At 72.6% G+C, this 19,369-nt stretch carries 16 protein-coding genes; 8 read left to right on the plus strand and 8 right to left on the minus strand.

Annotated elements, in window-relative coordinates:
* Nucleotides 1-2: 2 nt before the first annotated feature.
* Together JOD66_RS01025 and JOD66_RS01030 are read left to right on the plus strand one after the other, a co-directional pair.
* Complete coding sequence (locus JOD66_RS01025; RefSeq protein WP_204835102.1) at nt 3-2,147, plus strand: S9 family peptidase; 2,145 nt, start codon at nt 3-5, stop codon at nt 2,145-2,147.
* A gap of 161 nt (nt 2,148-2,308) precedes the next feature.
* Nucleotides 2,309-3,271, plus strand: coding sequence for a sigma-70 family RNA polymerase sigma factor (locus JOD66_RS01030; RefSeq protein ID WP_239545016.1), 963 nt, complete (start codon nt 2,309-2,311; stop codon nt 3,269-3,271).
* On the opposite strand, the gene coaE is transcribed toward JOD66_RS01030, so the two are convergent.
* On the minus strand, nt 3,268-3,858 hold the full coding sequence (gene coaE / locus JOD66_RS01035; protein ID WP_204835103.1) for a dephospho-CoA kinase: 591 nt from the start codon (nt 3,856-3,858) through the stop codon (nt 3,268-3,270). The genes JOD66_RS01030 and coaE overlap by 4 nt on opposite strands.
* A gap of 22 nt (nt 3,859-3,880) precedes the next feature.
* Here coaE and JOD66_RS01040 point away from each other — a divergent pair, with 22 nt between their 5' ends.
* Nucleotides 3,881-5,113, plus strand: a complete 1,233-nt coding sequence (locus JOD66_RS01040; RefSeq protein ID WP_307823223.1) for a class I adenylate-forming enzyme family protein — start codon at nt 3,881-3,883, stop codon at nt 5,111-5,113.
* A 69-nt stretch (nt 5,114-5,182) separates the two neighbouring features.
* Here JOD66_RS01040 and JOD66_RS01045 read toward each other — a convergent pair whose 3' ends face one another.
* Nucleotides 5,183-6,667 (minus strand): PucR family transcriptional regulator, encoded by a 1,485-nt coding sequence (locus JOD66_RS01045; protein WP_204835105.1) that lies wholly within the window; start codon nt 6,665-6,667, stop codon nt 5,183-5,185.
* Nucleotides 6,668-6,751: 84 nt separating this feature from the next.
* Between JOD66_RS01045 and gabT the strand changes: the two genes are divergently transcribed.
* The 3 genes from gabT to JOD66_RS01060 are packed head-to-tail and all read left to right on the plus strand — an operon-like array spanning nt 6,752 to nt 10,787.
* Entirely contained in the window at nt 6,752-8,107 is a 1,356-nt protein-coding gene (gabT, locus tag JOD66_RS01050; RefSeq protein ID WP_204835106.1) for a 4-aminobutyrate--2-oxoglutarate transaminase, read from the plus strand.
* Entirely contained in the window at nt 8,107-9,378 is a 1,272-nt protein-coding gene (locus JOD66_RS01055) for a Glu/Leu/Phe/Val family dehydrogenase (protein WP_204835107.1), read from the plus strand. Before gabT ends, JOD66_RS01055 begins: the two co-directional genes overlap by 1 nt.
* Nucleotides 9,379-9,404: 26 nt before the next feature.
* On the plus strand, nt 9,405-10,787 hold the full coding sequence (locus tag JOD66_RS01060) for an NAD-dependent succinate-semialdehyde dehydrogenase (protein WP_204835108.1): 1,383 nt from the start codon (nt 9,405-9,407) through the stop codon (nt 10,785-10,787).
* Between the two features lie 70 nt (nt 10,788-10,857).
* Here the strand turns inward: JOD66_RS01060 and JOD66_RS01065 are convergent, their stop codons facing one another.
* Genes JOD66_RS01065 through JOD66_RS01075 form a run of 3 tightly spaced genes read right to left on the minus strand, consistent with a single transcriptional unit; the run spans nt 10,858 to nt 12,574 of the window.
* Nucleotides 10,858-11,247: a VOC family protein gene (locus JOD66_RS01065; protein WP_204835109.1), complete on the minus strand. Its 390-nt coding sequence runs from the start codon at nt 11,245-11,247 to the stop codon at nt 10,858-10,860.
* Nucleotides 11,244-12,188, minus strand: a complete 945-nt coding sequence (locus tag JOD66_RS01070; protein ID WP_204835110.1) for an RNA polymerase subunit sigma-70 — start codon at nt 12,186-12,188, stop codon at nt 11,244-11,246. The genes JOD66_RS01065 and JOD66_RS01070 overlap by 4 nt, the downstream gene beginning before the upstream one ends.
* Before the next feature lie 8 nt (nt 12,189-12,196).
* On the minus strand, nt 12,197-12,574 hold the full coding sequence (locus JOD66_RS01075; protein WP_204835111.1) for an SgcJ/EcaC family oxidoreductase: 378 nt from the start codon (nt 12,572-12,574) through the stop codon (nt 12,197-12,199).
* 145 nt (nt 12,575-12,719) lie between these two features.
* Between JOD66_RS01075 and serA the strand changes: the two genes are divergently transcribed.
* Both serA and JOD66_RS01085 read left to right on the plus strand, forming a co-directional pair.
* Nucleotides 12,720-13,916 carry a phosphoglycerate dehydrogenase gene (serA, locus tag JOD66_RS01080; RefSeq protein WP_204835112.1) on the plus strand — a complete coding sequence of 399 codons (1,197 nt, stop codon included), beginning with the start codon at nt 12,720-12,722 and terminating at the stop codon, nt 13,914-13,916.
* A gap of 427 nt (nt 13,917-14,343) precedes the next feature.
* Nucleotides 14,344-15,522 (plus strand): IS30 family transposase, encoded by a 1,179-nt coding sequence (locus tag JOD66_RS01085; RefSeq protein WP_443678816.1) that lies wholly within the window; start codon nt 14,344-14,346, stop codon nt 15,520-15,522.
* A 74-nt stretch (nt 15,523-15,596) separates the two neighbouring features.
* Here JOD66_RS01085 and speB read toward each other — a convergent pair whose 3' ends face one another.
* From speB to JOD66_RS01100, 3 genes are read right to left on the minus strand one after another with little or no spacing between them, the layout of a single operon-like run.
* A complete protein-coding gene (speB, locus tag JOD66_RS01090; RefSeq protein WP_204835113.1) occupies nt 15,597-16,535 on the minus strand; it encodes an agmatinase in 939 nt (312 codons plus the stop codon).
* The gene (locus JOD66_RS01095; protein WP_204835114.1) at nt 16,532-17,839 is read right to left on the minus strand and encodes a flavin monoamine oxidase family protein; all 1,308 of its coding nucleotides are present in this window, start codon (nt 17,837-17,839) and stop codon (nt 16,532-16,534) included. Before JOD66_RS01095 ends, speB begins: the two co-directional genes overlap by 4 nt.
* On the minus strand, nt 17,836-19,278 hold the full coding sequence (locus JOD66_RS01100) for a purine-cytosine permease family protein (protein WP_204835115.1): 1,443 nt from the start codon (nt 19,276-19,278) through the stop codon (nt 17,836-17,838). The genes JOD66_RS01095 and JOD66_RS01100 overlap by 4 nt, the downstream gene beginning before the upstream one ends.
* Between the last annotated feature and the right edge of the window lie 91 nt (nt 19,279-19,369).

Genomic DNA, 19,369 nt, shown 5'->3' on the forward strand with positions numbered 1-19,369 from the left:
GCATGCCCGTCCCGCCGAGCGCCCCCCGCCACCCCGTCACCACGACGCACCACGGCCACACCCGCACCGACGAGTACGAGTGGCTGCGCGACAAGGAGGACCCGGCGGTCATCGCGCACCTCGAGGCCGAGAACGCCTACACCCAGGAGCGCACCGCACACCTCGCCGACCTGCGCACCCGGATCTTCGAGGAGATCAAGGCCCGCACGCTCGAGACCGACCTGTCGGTGCCGACCCGGGTGCGCGGCTTCTGGTACTACGGCCGCTCCTTCGAGGGCCGCCAGTACGGCGCCAGCTGCCGGGTCCCCGTGACCGACCCGGACGACTGGACTCCCCCGCGTCCCGCGGCCGACGCGAGGCCCGACGAGCCGGCGCTGCCCGGCGAGGAGGTGCTGCTCGACCTCGACGCGCTCGCCGAGGGCCATGACTTCTTCAGCCTCGGTGGCTCCTCGGTCAGCCCCGACGACCGCCTCCTGGCGTACGCCGTCGACGTGGTCGGCGACGAGCGCTACACCGTGCGAGTGCTCGACCTCACCACCCGCGAGCTGCACGACGACGTACTCACCGACGTGCTCGGCGGGGTCACCTGGGGCGGCTCCTCCGACCACTTCTACTACACGACCGTCGACGAGGCGTGGCGTCCCGACAAGGTCTGGCGACACCGCCTCGGCACCGCCCAGGCCGACGACGAGCTGGTGTTCCACGAGCCCGACGGCCGCTACTTCGTCGGCGTCGGGCGCACCCGCAGCCGGCGCTACGTGATGATCGCCGCCAGCTCGAAGACCACCTCCGAGTTCCACGTCCTCGACGCGACCGACCCGGAGGCCCGGCCGGTGTGCTTCGCGGAGCGCACCGCCGGCGTCGAGTACTCGCTGGAGCACGCCGTCGTCGGGGGCCAGGACCGGTTCCTGGTGCTGCACAACGCGACCGGGCCCGAGTTCGAGCTCGGTCACGCTCCCGCGGCCCCCACGAAGCCCGCCGACTGGCGCCCGCTGCTCCCCCACGACCTCGCCGTCCGCCTGGAGGACGTCGACGCGTTCGCGGGCCACCTGGTGGTCCAGCAGCGCAGCGCGGGCAGCAGCCAGGTGCGCGTCCTCACCCTCGGCGACGACCCGGAGCACCCGGTCACCGGCGACCGGCTGGTCGAGTTCCCCGGCGAGCTGGCCACCGTGGGCGCCGGCAGCAATCCCGCCTTCGAGCAGCCGACGATCCGGGTCGGCATGACCAGCCTCGCGCGCCCCTCCGCGGTCTACGACCACGACCTGCGCACCGGAGAGCTGGTGCTGCGCAAGCAGGCGCCGGTCCTCGGCGGCTACGACGCCGACGACTACGAGGAGCACCGCCTGTGGGCCACCTCGGTCGACGGCGTACGGGTGCCGATCTCGCTGGTCGTCCGCAAGGGCGTGCGCACCGCCGGGCCGGTTCCCGTGCACCTCTACGGGTACGGCGCCTACGAGGCCTCGATCGACCCCTACTTCGCGGTCGCCCGGCTGTCCCTGCTGGACCGCGGCGCGGCGTTCGCGATCGCCCACGTGCGCGGCGGCGGCGAGATGGGCCGCCACTGGTACGACGACGGCAAGCTCGAGCACAAGCAGCACACCTTCGACGACTTCATCGCCGCGGCCCGCCACCTGGTGGAGACCGGCTGGACCACCTCGGACCGGATCGTCGCCGAGGGCGCCAGCGCCGGCGGCCTGCTGATCGGCGCCGTCGCCAACCAGGCGCCGGAGGCCTTCGGCGGGTTCGTGGCGGGAGTGCCGTTCGTCGACACCCTCACCACCATGCTCGACGCGACGCTGCCCCTGACCGTCCCGGAGTACGACGAGTGGGGCAACCCGAGCGACGACCCGGTCGCCTACGAGCGGATCGCCGGCTACGCGCCGTACGAGAACGTCGCCGACCTCCCCTACCCGCCGATCCTGGCGGAGACCTCGCTCAACGACACCCGGGTGCTCTACGTCGAGCCGGCCAAGTGGGTGGCCCGGCTGCGCGAGCGGGCGCCGCGGGCCGACGTCCTGCTGCGCACCGAGATGGCGGCCGGGCACGGCGGCGTCTCGGGTCGCTACCGCGCCTGGGAGGACCGGGCGTTCTCGCTCGCCTGGATCCTCGACCGCCTCGGCCTGGCCGACGCGGAGCCCGCAAGTTGAGAACTCCCTGAGATTCGGCCTCAGGCGCAACTTCCGGGGATTCCCAGACGTCAAAGCCGGTGAGAGCAACACCGAAGGTCCTCGGGAATCCTGGGTACCTCCCCGGTGTTGGGAACCACAGGTGCGGATGGGCTCCAGCCGCACGGGCAAGGAGGGACGCCATGGCAGCGACGATGACGAGGACGCGCAACACCGGACGCGAGATCGAGGGACGCGACAGCGTCGGGCTCTACCTCGACGAGATCGCGCGTACCCCCCTGCTCGACGCCGCACGGGAGGTCGAGCTCGCCAAGGCGATCGAGGCCGGCCTGTACGCCGAGCACCTGCTCGCCGAGGGCCGGGTCGGCCGGCGCAAGGGCGGGGCTCCCAAGCAGGCCAGCCAGGCCGAGCTGGAGTGGATCGCCGAGGAGGGCCGCAAGGCCGTCACGGAGTTCATCAACGCCAACCTGCGCCTCGTGGTCTCGATCGCCCGCAAGTACGGCCGGGCCCAGATGCCGATGCTCGACCTGATCCAGGAGGGCAACACCGGCCTGATCCGCGCGGTCGAGAAGTTCGACTACGCCAAGGGCTACAAGTTCTCCACCTACGCCACCTGGTGGGTGCGCCAGGCGATCACCCGCGGCATCGCGCAGCAGGCCCGCGTGGTCCGGCTCCCCGTGCACGTGGTCGAGGAGCTCAACCAGGTCGGCGGCGCCCGCCGCACCCTCGAGCGCCAGCTGGGCCGCGACCCGGAGCCCGCCGAGATCGCCGCCGAGCTCGGTCTGGAGGTCGACCGGGTCCTCGACCTGATGGCGTGGGGTCGCGAGCACGTCAGTCTCGACACCCCGGTCGACGAGGACGGCGACACGTCCCTCGGTGACCTGATGGCGCAGGAGACGGCCCCGGGTCCCGACCTGACCGTGCTCGACGTGGAGGCCCGCGACCGGCTCAACTCGCTGGTCGACCAGCTCGACCCGCGAGCCGCCGACATCATCCGCTCGCGCTACGGCCTCACCGACGGCCGCCAGCACAAGCTCGCCGACATCGGCGTCAAGCACGGCATCTCCGCCGAGCGGGTGCGCCAGCTGGAGCGCGAGGCGCTGCAGAAGCTGCGCCGCCTCGGCGACCCGGACATGGCGGCCTAAGCCACAGCCGCCAGCACGTCGAAGACCTCCGTCACGCGCTGACGGAGGTCTTCGCGCGTCCCGGTGTTCTCGATCAGGTAGGTCGCCACGGCGCGGCGCTGCTCCCGGGTCGCCTGGGCGGCGATCCGGGCGCGGCCCTCGTCCTCGGTCCAGCCGCGGTCGCGCACCATCCGCTCGAGCTGCAGCTCCTCGGGGGCGTCGACGACGATCACCGCGTCGAACTCCCCCGCTCGGCCGGACTCGACGAGCAGCGGGATGTCGTGGACCACGATCGCGTCGGTCGGAGCGGCGGCCTCCTGCTCCGCGTACCTCTCGAAGACGAGGGGGTGCACGATGCCCTCGAGGCGGCGCCGCGCCGCCTCGTCACCGAAGACGAGGGCGCCCATCCTGGGCCGGTCCAGCTCGCCCTCGGGAGTGAGCATCTCGGGGCCGAATGCCTCGACCACGGCCGCGAGCCCGGGCGTGCCCCGGGCGACGACCTCGCGCGCGATCTGGTCGGCGTCGATGACGACGGCGCCCAGCTCGCGCAGGATCGAGGAGACGGTGCTCTTCCCCGAGGCGATCCCCCCGGTCAGTCCGACGCGCACATGCGGACCCTACTGTGAGCCCGTGGAGAACGAACGGGTCGCCCTGCTCCTGCCCGGCTCCCACGCGTACGTCGACGCCGTGCTGCGGATGCTCACCGCCGGCGTCTTCCCCATCCCACTGGACCCGCGGCTCACGCCCGGCGAGCAGGAGCGGATCCTGTCCGGGCTGGAGCCGACGGCCGTGGTCCGCACGGACGCCGAGCTGGCCGCGCTCACCGCCGGCCTGCCGGCGCCGGGGCTGCCGCTGGGCCGGCCGATGCACTGCACGAGCGGGACGACGGGAGTGCCGAAGGGCGTCTACTCCGGTCTCCTGAGCCCGGCGGAGGCCACCGCGCTGGTGGCCGAGGAGCGCGACCTGTGGGGCTTCGCGTCCGACGACGTGAACCTGGTCCTCAGCCCGCTGTACCACTCCGCGCCGCTGCGCTTCGCGATGGGGACGATCCTCGCCGGCGGCCGGATCGTGATCCCCGGGCCGTTCGACCCGGCCGCGGTGACGGCGGCGATCGAGACCGAGCGGCCGACCACGATGTTCTGCGTGCCGACCCACCTGCAGCGGCTCCTCGCGCACTGGGACGAGCACGGGCGGCCCGACCTGTCCTGCTTCCGGCTGGTGGCGCACGCCGGCGCGCCCTGCCCCACCGACCTCAAGCGCCGGCTGATCGAGGCCTTCCCGGCGGGCTCGACCTGGGAGTTCTACGGCTCGACCGAGGGCCAGTTCACCGCATGCCGCAGCGAGGAGTGGCTGGCCCGGCCCGGGACCGTCGGCCGGGCCCGCCCCGGGCGCCGCCTCCACACCGATCCCGACGGGACGATCTGGTGCACGGTTCCGGAGTTCGCGCGGTTCAGCTACTTCGGGGCGCCCGAGAAGACCGCCGCCGCCTGGCGCGAGACTCCCGACGGAGCGGCGTTCACCGTCGGCGACCTGGGCCGGCTCGACGCCGACGGCTATCTCTACCTCGACGGTCGCCGCGAGGACCTCGTCATCAGCGGCGGCGTCAACGTCTATCCCACCGAGGTCGAGCAGGTCCTCGGCGGCTGTCCCGGCGTCCAGGACATCGCGGTCTACGGCGTCGACGACCCGCAGTGGGGCCAGCGGGTGTGCGCAGCGGTGGTCGGGTCCGCCGCGGAGGCGGAGCTCGTCGCCTTCGCGCGGGAGAACCTCGCGCCGCCCAAGCGGCCCAAGACGTACGTCTTCCTGGCCGAGCTCCCGCGCACCCTCACCGGCAAGGTCCGGCGCAGCGAGCTCCCGGGGTGAGTGCATCTCACCCGGCATCTCGGTCGCCTTCTCCCCGGATCCGCGACCCGGACGCCGGGTGAGACGCTCCTAGGACGGGGCAGCCAGCTCCAGCGCCAGCCACGCCCCCACCCGGGCCGCCGGATCGTCGAGGTCCAGTCCGGTGAGCCGCTCGATCTCGGCCAGCCGGTTGCGCACCGTGTTGCGGTGCACCCCGAGCTCGTCGGCCACGGCGCCCCGGGAGCCGTGGTGGCGCAGGAAGGCGGCCAGGGTGGCGCGGTGCTCGGGGTCCAGCGGCGCGAGGAAGGCGGCGGCGTACTCCTGGCCGAGGGCCTCGGGCACCAGCGCCAGCGGCCCCGCGTCGGCGACCTCCTCCCAGCGTCGGACCGGGCTGGCGACGGTGGTGCGGTCGAGTGCGTGGCCGGCGGTCTCGGCGCCGCGGCGCGCGTCGGGAGCCGCCACCGCGCGGCCGACGCCCGCCCTCAGGCCGGTGTCGGCGACGGCGGCGAGCACGCCGGCGAGCCGGGCCGGGGGTACGACGACGACCAGCTCGTCATCGACCGGACCGGCCAGCACGCCGTCGTCGTCGAGGTCGTCCTCCAGCCGTTCGAGGAGGTCGCCGAGCGCCTCCTCGGCGCCGGCGATCCGCACCACGCGGAGCCGCTCGGGCACCGACCGCTCCCCCTCCGCGGCGTCGAGGAGCACCTCGGCGGAGCGCAGGTCGCCGGCGCAGAGCAGCTCCAGGGCCCGGCCGCGCAGCCGGCGGTCGGCCGCACGGCGCTCGGCACGGCGCTCCACCGCGAGGCTCAGCAGGACGGCGGCGGTGCTGACCGCGGAGCGCTGCGGGTCGCCGAGCGGGCCGGGCAGGCGTACCGCGAGGTAGAGCTCGGGGCGACCGGCGAGGCCGATCGGGCGCACCACGGTGGTGCCGCCGTCCTGGGCGGTCGTGGAGACCGCGCCGAGTCCCTGGCCCTTGATCCGCGTCACCTCCGCCCGGACCAGCCCGAGGTCCAGGGTCTCGGGGTGGGGGCCGAGCGGGCCCTCGGCCGGCTCGCCGTCGCGGTGGACCAGCGCGACGCCGGCGTCGAGGAGCTGGGCCAGCCGCTCGACGAGCGGGCGCAGGTCGAGGCCGAGCGCGGCCCGGGTCAGCCGGCGCTGCAGGTCCAGGGCCAGCCGGGTGGTGGTCGCCTCCTGGTCCTGCAGCAGCTCGGCCGCGGCCCGCGACACCGCCACGAAGGGGGTGGCCCGCGGGACCTCGAGCAGCACCAGCCCGCGCTCCGCGCAGGCCGCGACCAGGGCGGCCGGGAGCCGGTCGTGGGTGAGGCCGGTGCCGAGCCCGAGGGCGGCGGCGCCGGCGGCGGCCAACCGGTCGACGTACGCGGTCCACTCCTGGCTCCAGCCGCGGGTGCCGAGCCCGGTGGTGAGCAGCAGCTCCCCGCCCTCGAGATAGGGCGTCGGGTCGGCCAGCTCGCTGGTCGCCACCCAGCGCAGCACGGGGCCGTCGAGCGCCGGCGCACCCTCGGCGGGCCGCAGGCCCAGGCCCGGCATCGCCACCAGGTCCGCCACCGTCACCACAGTGCGATTCTTGCACAACTAGGCAACTCAGATTGTGCAGGACGGGCATGGTGGCGGCGAGCGCTCGGTCCTACCGTCGTACCTATGACCGACACCGCCTCCGCGCCCACCTCCGGCGGCCCTGGCATCACCCAGGAGCGCCGCCTCGTCACCGCGATCCCCGGCCCCCGCTCGCAGGAGCTCGCGGCCCGCAAGGCCAAGGCGGTCGCGTCCGGCGTCGCCGTCGGCCTGCCCGTCCAGGTCGTCGCCGCCGGCGGCGGCATCCTGGTCGACGCCGACGGCAACCAGCTGATCGACCTCGGCTCCGGCATCGCCGTGACGACCGTCGGCAACAGCGCCCCGCGCGTCGTCGAGGCGGTCACCCGCCAGGTCGCCGAGTTCACCCACACCTGCTTCATGGTCACCCCCTACGAGGGCTACGTCGCGGTCGCGGAGAAGCTCAACGAGCTCACGCCCGGCACCCACGAGAAGCGCTCCGCGCTGTTCAACGCCGGGGCCGAGGCCGTCGAGAACGCCGTCAAGATCGCGCGCTCCGCCACCGGCAAGCAGGCCGTGGTCGTCTTCGACCACGCCTACCACGGCCGCACCAACCTCACGATGGCGATGACGGCGAAGAACATGCCGTACAAGAGCGGGTTCGGTCCGTTCGCCTCCGAGGTCTACCGCGCCCCGCTGTCCTACCCCTTCCGCGACGGCGGGCTCGACGGTGCCGAGGCGGCCCGCAAGGCCATCGACGTCATCGAGAAGCAGGTCGGCGCCAACAACCTGGCCGCGATCGTGATCGAGCCCATCCAGGGCGAGGGCGGCTTCATCGTCCCGGCCGAGGGCTTCCTCCCGACCCTGGTCGCCTGGTGCCGCGACAACGGCGTCGTCTTCGTCGCCGACGAGGTGCAGACCGGCTTCGCGCGCACCGGCGAGCTGTTCGCCTGTGACCACGAGGGCGTCGTCCCCGACCTGATCGTGACCGCCAAGGGCATCGCCGGCGGCCTCCCGCTCGCGGCCGTCACCGGCCGCGCCGAGCTGATGGACGCCGCCCACGCCGGCGGCCTCGGGGGCACCTACGGCGGCAACCCACTCGCCTGCGCCGCCGCGCTCGCCGTCTTCGAGACGATCGAGGCCGAGGGGCTGGTCGACCGCGCCCGCACCATCGGCAAGACGATGACCGAGCGGCTCGCCGCGCTGCAGGAGAGCGACCCGCGCATCGGCGAGGTCCGCGGCCGCGGCGCGATGATCGCCGTCGAGCTGGTCAAGCCGGGCACCATCGAGCCCGACGCCGACCTCACCAAGAAGGTCGCCGCCGCCGCCAACGCCAAGGGCCTGGTCGTGCTGACCTGCGGCACCTACGGCAACGTGCTGCGCTTCCTGCCGCCCCTGTCGATGCCCGACCACCTGCTCGACGAGGCGCTCGACCTCCTCACGGAAGTCTTCCAGGAGAGCTGATGACCGCGCTCCAGGAGCCCGTCGCCACGGCGACCGGGCCGCTGAACGACGCCCGCACGCAGCTGCGGGAGGCCACCACGCTGCTCGGCTACGACGAGGGCCTGCACCAGATGCTCGCCACCCCGCGCCGCGAGGTGACCGTCAGCATCCCGCTGCGCCGCGACGACGGCAGCACCGAGCTGTTCGTGGGCCACCGGGTCCAGCACAACTTCTCGCGTGGCCCGGCCAAGGGCGGGCTGCGCTACTCCCCCGACGTCGACCTCGACGAGGTGCGCGCGCTGGCGATGTGGATGACCTGGAAGTGCGCGCTGCTCGACGTGCCGTACGGCGGCGCGAAGGGCGGGGTCCGGATCGACCCGCGCCAGTACTCGGCCGCCGAGCTGGAGCGGGTCACCCGCCGCTACACCTCCGAGATCAGCCCGCTGATCGGGCCCGAGCGCGACATCCCGGCCCCCGACATCGGGACCGACGAGAAGACGATGGCCTGGCTGATGGACACCTACTCCGTCCAGCAGGGCCACACCGTCCTCGGCGTGACCACCGGCAAGCCGATCAGCCTCGGCGGCTCGCGCGGCCGGGCCACCGCCACCTCGCGCGGTGTCGTCCACGTCGCCCTGGCGGCGCTGCGCTCGCGCGGCATCTCGCCGGACGGGGCCACGGCGTCGGTGCAGGGCTTCGGCAAGGTGGGCCGGTACGCCGCCCGCTTCCTCGCCGAGGCCGGCACCCGGGTGCTCGCGGTGTCCGACCAGTACGGCGCGGTGTTCGCCGCCGCCGGCCTCGACATCGTCGCCCTGGAACAGCACGTCGACGCGACCGGCTCGGTCGTCGGGTTCCCCGGCGCCGACCCGATCACCAACGACGACGTGCTGGAGGCCGAGGTCGACCTGCTCGTCCCCGCCGCCGTCGAGGGCGTGCTGCGTGCCGACAACGCCGGCCGGGTGCGCGCGAAGGTCGTCGTCGAGGGCGCCAACGGCCCGACCACGCCCGAGGCCGACCGGATCCTGCAGGAGGCCGACCGGCTCGTCGTACCGGACATCCTGGCCAACGCCGGGGGCGTGATCGTGTCCTACTTCGAGTGGGTCCAGGCCAACCAGGCCTACTGGTGGAGCGAGAACGAGGTCGAGGACCGGCTGGCCGAGCGGATGCTGGCGGCCTGGGACTCGGTCAACGCCGCCGCCACCCGGCTCGACGTCCCGCTGCGCACGGCGGCGACCTGCCTCGCCGTCGAGCGCGTGGCCCAGGCGCACCAGCTGCGCGGCCTCTACCCGTGATCCCGCACCCCGATCTGGAGACGACCATGACGAACACCTTCGAGGTCCACGACCCCGCCACCGGCGCGGTCATCGACACCGTCGCCGACGGCACCGTCGCCGACGCGACCGCCGCGGTCGACGCGGCCGCCGCCGCCTTCCCGGCCTGGGCTGCCACGCCGGCCCGGGCCCGCGCGGAGATCCTGCGGCGCTGCTACGACCTGATGATCCGCGACGCGGACCTGCTCACCGGCCTGATCGCCGCGGAGAACGGCAAGTCCGTCGCGGACGCGCGGGCCGAGGTCACCTACGCCGCGGAGTTCTTCCGCTGGTTCTCCGAGGAGGCCGTGCGCGGCGAGGGCACCTACAGCGACGCCCCCAACGGCGGCGTGAAGACGCTCGTGACGCACGTCCCCGTGGGCGTGGCCGCGCTCGTCACGCCGTGGAACTTCCCGGCCGCGATGGCCACCCGCAAGATCGCGCCCGCGCTGGCGGCGGGTTGCACCGTCGTCGTCAAGCCCGCCGCGGAGACGCCGCTGACCGCGCTCGCCGTGGCCCGCATCCTGCTCGAGGCCGGCGTGCCCGAGGGCGTCGTCAACGTCGTCCCGACCACCGACGCCGCCGGGGTCGTCACCGCCTGGCTCGAGGACGCCCGGGTCCGCAAGGTCAGCTTCACCGGCTCGACCGGCGTCGGCCGGATGCTGCTGCGCCAGGCCGCCGGCCGGGTGCTCAACTCCAGCATGGAGCTCGGCGGCAACGCGCCGTTCGTGATCACCGCCGACGCCGACCTCGACGCGGCCGTCGCCGGCGCGATGATCGCGAAGTTCCGTGGCGGCGGCCAGGCCTGCACCGCGGCCAACCGCTTCTACGTGCACGCCGACGTGGCGGACGCCTTCGTCGAGAAGTTCGGCGCCGCTGTCGCCGCGCTCAAGGTCGGCCCGTCCGCCGACGCCGACAACCAGATCGGCCCGGTGATCAGCGAGAAGGCGCTCACCGGCATCGCCAAGCTGGTCGACGCCGCGGTCGCCGACGGCGCGAAGGTCGCCGTGCAGGGCTCGGTCCCGGCGGAGGGCTGGTTCTTCCCGCCAACCGTGCTCGTCGACGTACCGTTCGGCGCGCCGATCCTGTCCGAGGAGATCTTCGGGCCGGTCGCGCCGATCGTCACCTGGACCGACGAGGCCGAGCTGCTCGCGTCGGTCAACGACACCGAGTTCGGGCTGGCGGCGTACGTGTACGCCGGGCGGCTGCAGGACGCGCTGCGCCTCGGCGAGCAGATCGAGGCCGGCATGGTCGGCATCAACCGCGGCATCGTCTCCGACCCGGCCGCGCCGTTCGGCGGGGTCAAGCAGAGCGGCATCGGCCGCGAGGGTGCGCACGAGGGCATCCGCGAGTACCAGGAGACGCGCTACTACAGCGTCGACTGGAGCTGAGTCAGTCACGAGGTTCGGCTCCGGACCGCCCCTCGCCGTGCCGACGGCGAGGGGCGGTCCTTCTCTTCGCTCAATCGAGGCAGAACTCGTTGCCCTCGACGTCCTGCATCACGATGCAGCACTCGTTCTCCTCGTCGGCCGCCAGCACCTCCACGCACGTCGCCCCGAGGGCGACCAGCCGGTCGCGCTCGGCCTCGAGCACGGCGAGGCGGGCGGCGCCGACGAGCCCGGTCCCCGCGCGTACGTCGACGTGCACGCGGTTCTTGGCGACCTTGCCCTCCGGCACCCGCTGGAAGTAGAAGCGCGGCCCGGCACCCGTCGGGTCGACGCACGCCGACCACGCCGTCTCCCCCTCGGCACCGGGCGCGAGCTCGTAGCCCAGGACGTCGCACCAGAAGCGGGCGACGCGGTCGGGAGCGGCGCAGTCGAAGGTGACCTGGATCTGGCGGACGGTCGTCATCTCGCCACGGTAGACGGCAGCCCGAACGCATCGAGGACGTCGGCCTCGACGAACACCGAGTTGCGCGTGACGCCTTCTCCTGTGGGCGAGAACGCGAGCACCTGGAGCGTGTGCCGGTGGTAGCGTCCGTCGTCCTTGCGGACGTACGCCGCGAAGCCGCGCCCGCCGTTGACCTCGACCGGGAGGGTGCGCCAGTCGGTGCCGTTGGCCGTGTAGACCCAGTCCATGAACACGCCGTACTTCTCGGGTCCGGTGAACCAGTTGGTCATCGGCGGCATCTCCATCACCACGTCCGCGGCGAGCAGCCGCTTGAGCGCCTCGACGTCGGCGGCGACGAAGGCCGCGGTGTAGCGGTCGATCCAGACCCGGCGCTCGGCCTCGTCGGGCTCCCGGGTGCGATCGGCATCGGCCCTGCTCATGGCGGACCGGGCGCGCAGCAGCGCGCTGTTGACCGAGACCACCGTGGTGTCGAGCACATCGGCCGTCTCTGCCGCCGAGAAGTCGAGGACGTCGCGCAGCACCAGCACCGCCCGTTGGCGCGGCGAGAGGTGCTGCAGCGCCGCCACGAACGCCAGCCGCAGGCTCGCCGGGTCCGCGTCGGGCACGCGCGCGCTCGGGATCGGCTGCAGCCACGGCACCTCCCCCAGCTCGAACGGGCTGCGCGGGTCCGTCTCCGGCACCAGCCCCGACGGCAGCGGACGCCGGCCCCTGCCCCGGAGCGCGGTGAGCCCGGCGTTGGTGGCGATGCGGTAGAGCCAGGTGCGCAGCGAGGCGCGCTGCTCGTCGTACTGGTCGCGGGCGCGCCAGGCCCGCAGGTAGGTCTCCTGGACGACGTCCTCGGCGTCCTGCACCGAGCCGAGCATCCGGTAGCAGTGGGCGGTGAGCTCGCCGCGGAAGGGCTCCACCGCGGCGGCGAACCCGGGGTCGTCGTACGTCGTCACGGGGCTCCTCACGCCGGGCAGTTGTGGTACGCCGCGATCATCCACCTCCCATCGCGCCGGGCGAAGACCCAGGTGGCCACGACCGTGCGGCCCTCCGGCAGCTCGCTCTCCCCCGCGAGCCGGATCCCGCTCTCGTGGACGGCAATCGCGACGTCCGCGCCGACGAAGCGCAGGCTCCGCCGCCGGTCGACCGTCGTACTGCCGGCGAGGGGGCCGGCGAAGCTCGCGGCCATGGCGTCGCGGATCGCCGTCCGGCCGGCGCGCAGGGAGCCGGGCAGGACGGCGGTCGCGTCCTCGGTGTAGTGCCGGACGAAGGCGTCCGCGTCGTTGTCGGTCCAGGCCTGGTAGGTCTCGGCGAGGACCGCGTCGATCTCGGTGGTGGTCATGGTTGCTCCTCGGTGGGTGGGGCCTTTCGTGAGTACGTACTCGCGTCGTACCTGGGAATCACCGGGTCCTTCCGGACTTTCTCGACCGTGTCCACGAGAGCGGCCTGGGCCGGGGTCGAGGCGCCGCCGCCGGTAGGATTCCGATGTGAAGGCGCTCCTGCTCGAGAACATCCACCCGGCCGCCGTCGAGACCCTCGAGGCCCGCGGCTACGACGTCGAGCTGCGAGCCGGCTCCCTGTCCGAGGACGAGCTGATCGCGGCCCTCTCCGACGGCGTCCAGCTGCTGGGGATCCGGTCCAACACGACCGTGACCAAGCGGGTGCTGGACGAGTCGCCCGACCTGCTGGCGATCGGCTGCTTCTGCATCGGCACCAACCAGGTCGACCTGGCGACGGCCGCGGAGAAGGGGATCGGCGTGTTCAACGCGCCGTACTCCAACACCCGCAGCGTGGTCGAGCTCGTCATCGCCGAGATCATCTCGCTCGCGCGCCGGCTGCCGGAGAAGACGCAGCGGATGCACGAGGGGACCTGGGACAAGTCGGCGAAGGGCAGTCACGAGGTTCGGGGGCGCACGCTCGGCATCGTCGGGTACGGCAACATCGGCACCCAGCTCTCCACCGTCGCCGAGGCGCTCGGCCTCAACGTGGTCTTCTACGACACCGCCGACCGCCCCGCCCACGGCACCGCCCGCCGGGTCCGGTCGCTGCGCGAGCTGCTCGAGATCGCCGACGTCGTCAGCCTCCACGTCGACGGCCGCCCCGGCAACGCCGGCTTCTTCGGGGCCGACGAGTTCGCCGCGATGAAGCCCCGCGCCCTGTTCATCAACGCCTCGCGTGGCATGGTCGTCGACTACGAGGCGCTGCGCGACAACCTGCTCTCCGGCCACATCGCCGGCGCCGCCGTCGATGTCTTCCCCGCCGAGCCCAAGGCCCAGGGCGACCCCTTCGACTCCGTCCTGCGCGGGCTCGACAACGTCATCCTCACCCCCCACATCGGCGGCTCGACCCAGGAGGCCCAGGAGGAGATCGGCTGGTTCGTCGCCGAGAAGCTCGCCCGGTTCGCCCTCGAGGGCTCCACCGCGCTCTCGGTCAACCTGCCCGCCGTCCTCCCCTCGGAGCTGCCGCCCGGCCGCCGGATCGGCCTGCTCCACCGCAACCTCCCCGGCGTCCTCGCCGAGCTCAACGCGACCTTCGCCGCCGCCGGCGACAACGTCGTCGACCAGCACCTCGCCACCAAGGACGGGCTCGGGTACGTCGTCACCGACGCCGCCGCGCCGCTGTCGGCCGAGGCGGTCGAGGCGCTGAGCAAGGCGGAGTACTGCATGTGGGTGCGCACCTGGTGACGTCCGCCTGACGGCGACGAAGGGCCCGACCTCGACGCTTGGGTTCACACGGTCGTCGCAACACCTCGAGTTTTGAGGAGTTGCGACGACCGTGTCGTTTTCGGAGGAGAAGGCCCGTCTTCTGCGGTTGGTCGATAGCGGGGTCCCGGTCCCCGCAGCCGCCACGGCTCTGGGAGTTTCGAAGGGTCGGGCTTACGAGCTGCTGCAGGCCGCCGGCCGTGGGCGGGGACCGAAGGCGAGGATCACCGAGGAGCATCGTCGGGTCGTGGTCGAGGTGTTCACCGCGACCGGCAAGGTCAATCGTGCCGCGATCGCGAGCGGACTGAGCCACGACGCCGCGCGTCGGATCCTGGTCGCGGCCGGCCTGGTCGCCCAGACCAAGAACAAGGCCGGCAAAGCGGATGCCAAGGCGAGGTTCTTCGAGCTGATCACCGACGGCTGGTCCTCAGCACGCGCCGCTCGCGAGGTCGGAGTCAACGAGCGCACCGCACGCGACTGGCGACGCGGGATCACCAAGACCAGCAACACGCGGACCTATCCCGACGGCACGGTCGTGGACTACGCCAGCGGCACCCGCTATCAGAAGGCTATGACGCCAGCTGCACGCGCCGAGGTCGCCATCAGTGAGCGGTACCTCTCCCTCGATGACCGGTTGGCGATCGCGGACGGCCTGGTCAACAAACACACACTGACCGCGATCGCGGCCGGGATCGGGAAGAACGTCTCGACCGTGTCACGTGAGGTCGCCCGACACCGTATCGAAGGCATCTACTTACCCCACCAGGCACACCGCGACGCCGCGGCCACGCGTGCCCGCCCCAAGCCGTCGAAGCTGGTCACCAACACCCGACTGCGTGCCGAGGTCGAGCACGGGCTGGAACGAAAGTTGTCGCCCGAGCAGATCTCGAACAGGCTCAGACTCGATCACCCCGACGACGAGAGCATGCGCGTGAGCCACGAGACGATCTACCAGGCGCTGTACTTCCAGGCCCGTGGCGGGCTCAAGCGCGAGGTCCAGACCGCGTTGCGCAGTGGCAGGACCCGCCGCAAACCGCACCGCCAGCCCGGGCAACGAACCCAGCGTTTCGTCGATCCCATGGTGATGATCAGCGACCGGCCGGCCGAGGTCGAGGACCGGGCCGTGCCCGGGCACTGGGAAGGCGACCTGATCATGGGCGCCGGCAACCAGTCAGCGATCGGGACCTTGGTCGAGCGTGCGACCCGGTACACGATGTTGCTGCACCTGCCCGAGGGGCACAACGCAGAACAGGTCCGTGACGCGCTGGTCGCGACCATCGCGACCCTGCCCGCACACCTGCGTGGGTCGTTGACCTGGGACCAGGGCTGCGAGCTGGCGCGGCACAAGGAGATCAAGACCGCGACCGATCTGCAGGTCTACTTCTGCGACCCGGCATCACCGTGGCAGCGCGGCACCAATGAGAACACCAACGGGCTGCTGCGCCAGTACTTCCCCAAGGGCACCGACCTGTCCGTCCACGGTCCAGAAGACCTCGAACACGTCGCCCAGGAACTCAACGGCCGGCCACGCAAAACGCTCGACTGGGAAACCCCAGCCGAGCGCCTGCATGATCTACTCACCACCTAGAACAACCAGCGGTGTTGCGACGACCCCTCGAATCCGCCACGAGGTCGGGCCCTTCGCGCGTCCGCGGCGAGCTCTCAGGCGGGCCGGCCCGGCAGCACCGACAGCAGCTCGTAGGCGACGTGCGCGGCCGCGATGCCGGTGATCTCCGCGTGGTCGTACGCCGGCGACACCTCGACGATGTCGGCCCCGACGACGTTGAGCCCGTCGAGGCCGCGGAGCACCTCCAGCAGCTGGGCGCTGGAGAGGCCACCGGCCTCGGGGGTGCCGGTGCCGGGCGCGAAGGCGGGGTCGAGGACGTCGATGTCGAGCGAGACGTAGACGGGGCGGTCGCCGAGACGATCGCGCATCCGGTTGATGATGTCGTCGATGGGCGAGCGCACGAAGTCGCGCGCGTGGACGGCGGAGAAGCCGAGCTCCTCGGACTCGTCGAGGTCGAGCCTGCTGTAGAGCGGACCGCGGATGCCCATGTGCATGGCGTGGGTGAAGTCGATCAGGCCCTCCTCGGACGCGCGCCGGAAGGGGGTGCCGTGGGTGTAGGGAGCGCCGAAGTAGGTGTCCCAGGTGTCGAGGTGGGCGTCGAAGTGGAGCACGGCGATCGGGCCGTGCCGCTCGGCCTGCACCCGCAGCAGCGGGAGGGCGATGGTGTGGTCGCCGCCGATGGTGAGCAGGGTGCGGGAGGTGCCGGACAGGTCGCGGGCACCGGCCTCGATGGAGGCGATCGCCTCGTCGAGGGAGAACGGGTTGGCGCCGAGATCGCCGGCGTCGGCGACCTGGGCGCGGGCGAAGGGCTCGCTGTCCTGGGCCGGGTTGTAGGGGCGCAGCAGTCTCGAGGACTGGCGGATGTGGTTGGGGCCGAAGCGCGCGCCGGGGCGGTAGGAGACCCCGCCGTCGAAGGGCACGCCCCAGATCACGGTGTCGGCGTCCTCGACGTCGCTCAGCCGCGGCAGCCGGGCGAAGGTGGTGTCGCCCGCGTAGCGCGGGATCCGGGTCGCGTCGACGGGTCCGACGGTCATGCTGCGCCTCCCTGGCTCTCGATGATCTCGTTGGCTCCACGCTTCCCCGACTCGATCGCGCCGTCAATGAAGGCGCGCCAGCGAGTCGCGGTGTGGGAGCCGGTGAAGTGGACGCGGCCCTCGGGACGGGCCAACGCCTGCTCGTACTTCGCGAACTGGCCGGCCCGGAAGGTCGCCCAGGTGCCGTAGGAGAACTCGTCGTGCACCCAGTCGTGGCTGGCCGCGTCGACGACGACGGCGTCCGGCGCGTACTCGCGGACGGCGCGCTGCACGTCGGCCAGGTCGCTCGCGTCGACCCGGTCGTGCTCGGGCGCGAAGCAGACCAGCACGGTGCCCTGGGGCGAGTCGTGCATGGCGCCGACATAGTCGAAGGAGGTGCCCCAGCCGTAGCCGCTGATGTCGTCGGGTACGCCGGTCGCCAGCGCCCAGACCTTCTGGCCCTGCCCGGCGTGGTTCTCCTGCGAGGCGGCGAGCTTGTCGGCGGGCAGTGCGGGCTCCCACGCGATGTCCTTGAGTACGCCGATCGGCACCGTCACCAGCACCCGCCCGGCGGTGGCGACGCCCCCGTCGTAGGTCACCGTGACGCCGGCGTCGTCCTGCACGACCGAGCGCACCGGCGAGGAGAGCAGCAGCTCACCGGCGAGGTCGGCGCGGATCGCGTCGGCGAGCGACCTGGTGCCCTCGGTGAAGGTGTAGCCGAGCACGGAGGCCTGGACCATGCCCCACAGCGAGTTGTCCATCGAGGCGCACCAGCGGATGATGTCGAGCGCGGAGCCGATCGACTCGTGCGCGTTCGCGCACCCGCAGAACCACGAGATCAGCAGCTCGCGGGCGTTGCCCTTCATCCCGACGCTGTCGGCCCACTCCTCGATCGGCACGTCGAGGTCGGCGAGGTCCTGCTCGGACAGCGGCCGGGTGTAGTCGAGGCGGTCGCCGGCGGCGAGCAGCTGGCGTACGGCGTGCTCCAGCTCGCCGTACTCCGCGGGCGTGCACGGCAGCAGGGTGTCGAGCACCTTGCCGTGGTCCGACCAGGTCATCCGGTCCGGCAGCACCGAGTCCTGGATGGGCACGCCGTAGCGCTCCACCTCGGCCCAGACGTGGGTCTGCTGGGGGACGATCCAGGTGCCGCCCATCTCCAGGCCGACGCCGCCGAGCAGGTCGGTGCGGTACCAGGTGGAGCCGCCGATCCGGTCGCGGGCCTCGAGGACGAGCACGCGCTGCCCGGCCGCGCCGAGCTCGCGGGCGGCGGTCAGGCCGGCGAACCCGGCTCCGATCACGACGACGTCGTACTGCGGTGGGTTCATCGGGTGCTCCTCACGAGGGACGGGGACATCTCGGGCATGGGCTGCACCGAGAAGCGGGACAGCAGCAGGTAGGTGACGGCGGCCGCGGCCCCGGCCAGCAGCGGGCTGACGTCGACCCCGCCGGTCAGCTCGAGGATCGGGCCCCGCCAGATCGTGGAGTCGACGGAGAGCAGGCCGAGCACGGTGCCGACCGCCCACGCGACGGTCGCCGTGACGGACCAGCCGCCGGTGTACCAGTAGATGCCGCCACGCGAGCGGCGGTTGTAGACCTGGAGCGCGTCGGGGTCGTAGCTGCCGCGACAGCGCAGGAAGCCGATCACGGTGATGACGGCCCAGGGCGTGCCCGCGGCGGTCATGAGCAGCAGGAAGGCGGTCACGGCGTCGGCGGCGTCCCAGACGAAGTAGCCGGTGACGACCAGCGCTATCGAGAGGACCGAGACCAGCATGGTCGCCTTGACCCGGCTCAGCGCGGGCACGATCGCGTCGAGGTCCAGGCCCATCGAGTAGAGCAGCACCCCCGCGTTGCCGACGGTGCCGAAGACCCCGTTGAGGAGCAGCAGCGGCAGGAACCAGACCGGGGTGGCGGCGACGAGCGCGCCGACGTAGTCGTCGCCGGCGCGGGCCGCGAAGGTGGTGAACATCCCGAACAGCTGCGGCAGCAGCAGGCCCAGGGCCAGGCCGCCGGCCGTGGCGGCCAGGACTCTCCGCGAGGAGTGGCGCTCGGGCGAGAGGTAGCGGGTGTAGTCGCCGAGCAGGGTGATGAAGGCGATCGGACCGGAGATGCCGGTGGCGACGAACGCGAGGAACCAGGTGGTCCAGAAGTCGCCGAGCAGGTAGCCCCCGTCGACGACCGGGGCGGGGTCGAACCGGCCGGCGAGGGCGAGCATGCCCGCGACCATGAGCACCGACATCGCGACGGCCAGCCAGCTGCCGAGCCGGGTGAGGACCCGGTACCCGAAGACGGCCACCAGGACCGCGCCGGCGGCGAGGGCGGCGTACACGACGACGTACGACGCACTGCCGTCGGGAAGCCCGACCAGCTCCGCGAGCGGCTCGACCACGGCGGCGCCACCGGTCCAGATCGTCAGCGAGGCGTACCCGAGCGAGAGCAGCAGCCCGATCACCGAGCCGACCAGCCGGCCGCGCACGCCGAAGCTGGCGCCGCTGCTGGTCGACAGGTTGGTGCCGGTGCGCATGGAGATCAGCGCCATCGGCGCGACCAGCGCGATCGCCAGGAAGGTGCCGGCGACCTGGGCGGTGAGGCAGGCCCAGAAGGACAGGCCGAAGGTGGCGGGCAGCCAGCCGAAGATGACCAGGCCCAGGCACAGGTTGGTGCCGACCAGGATGGACACCACGTCCCGCGGCCGGGCGGTGCGCTCGGCCTCGGGGATGGTGTCGACGCCGTGCACCTCGATGCCGGCGGCGGTGGGCTCGCCCATGGCTGCTCCTGACGGGTGGTCCGAAAAACTGAGTACCCGTTCAGGGTGAGCCAGGTCACCGCGCCACGGCAGGGGCGGATCCTCCAATGTC

Source organism: Nocardioides nitrophenolicus (assembly GCF_016907515.1).
Lineage (GTDB): Bacteria > Actinomycetota > Actinomycetes > Propionibacteriales > Nocardioidaceae > Nocardioides > Nocardioides nitrophenolicus.

Bases quoted from the DNA above. Each gene is read 5' to 3' on its own strand.
- JOD66_RS01025 (WP_204835102.1), top strand. From the start codon at position 3: ATGCCCGTCCCGCCGAGCGCCCCCCGCCACCCCGTCACCACGACGCAC.
- JOD66_RS01030 (WP_239545016.1), top strand. From the start codon at position 2,309: ATGGCAGCGACGATGACGAGGACGCGCAACACCGGACGCGAGATCGAG.
- gabT (WP_204835106.1), top strand. From the start codon at position 6,752: ATGACCGACACCGCCTCCGCGCCCACCTCCGGCGGCCCTGGCATCACC.
- JOD66_RS01055 (WP_204835107.1), top strand. From the start codon at position 8,107: ATGACCGCGCTCCAGGAGCCCGTCGCCACGGCGACCGGGCCGCTGAAC.
- JOD66_RS01060 (WP_204835108.1), top strand. From the start codon at position 9,405: ATGACGAACACCTTCGAGGTCCACGACCCCGCCACCGGCGCGGTCATC.
- JOD66_RS01065 (WP_204835109.1), bottom strand. From the start codon at position 11,247: ATGACGACCGTCCGCCAGATCCAGGTCACCTTCGACTGCGCCGCTCCC.
- JOD66_RS01075 (WP_204835111.1), bottom strand. From the start codon at position 12,574: ATGACCACCACCGAGATCGACGCGGTCCTCGCCGAGACCTACCAGGCC.
- speB (WP_204835113.1), bottom strand. From the start codon at position 16,535: ATGACCGTCGGACCCGTCGACGCGACCCGGATCCCGCGCTACGCGGGC.
- JOD66_RS01095 (WP_204835114.1), bottom strand. From the start codon at position 17,839: ATGAACCCACCGCAGTACGACGTCGTCGTGATCGGAGCCGGGTTCGCC.
- JOD66_RS01100 (WP_204835115.1), bottom strand. From the start codon at position 19,278: ATGGGCGAGCCCACCGCCGCCGGCATCGAGGTGCACGGCGTCGACACC.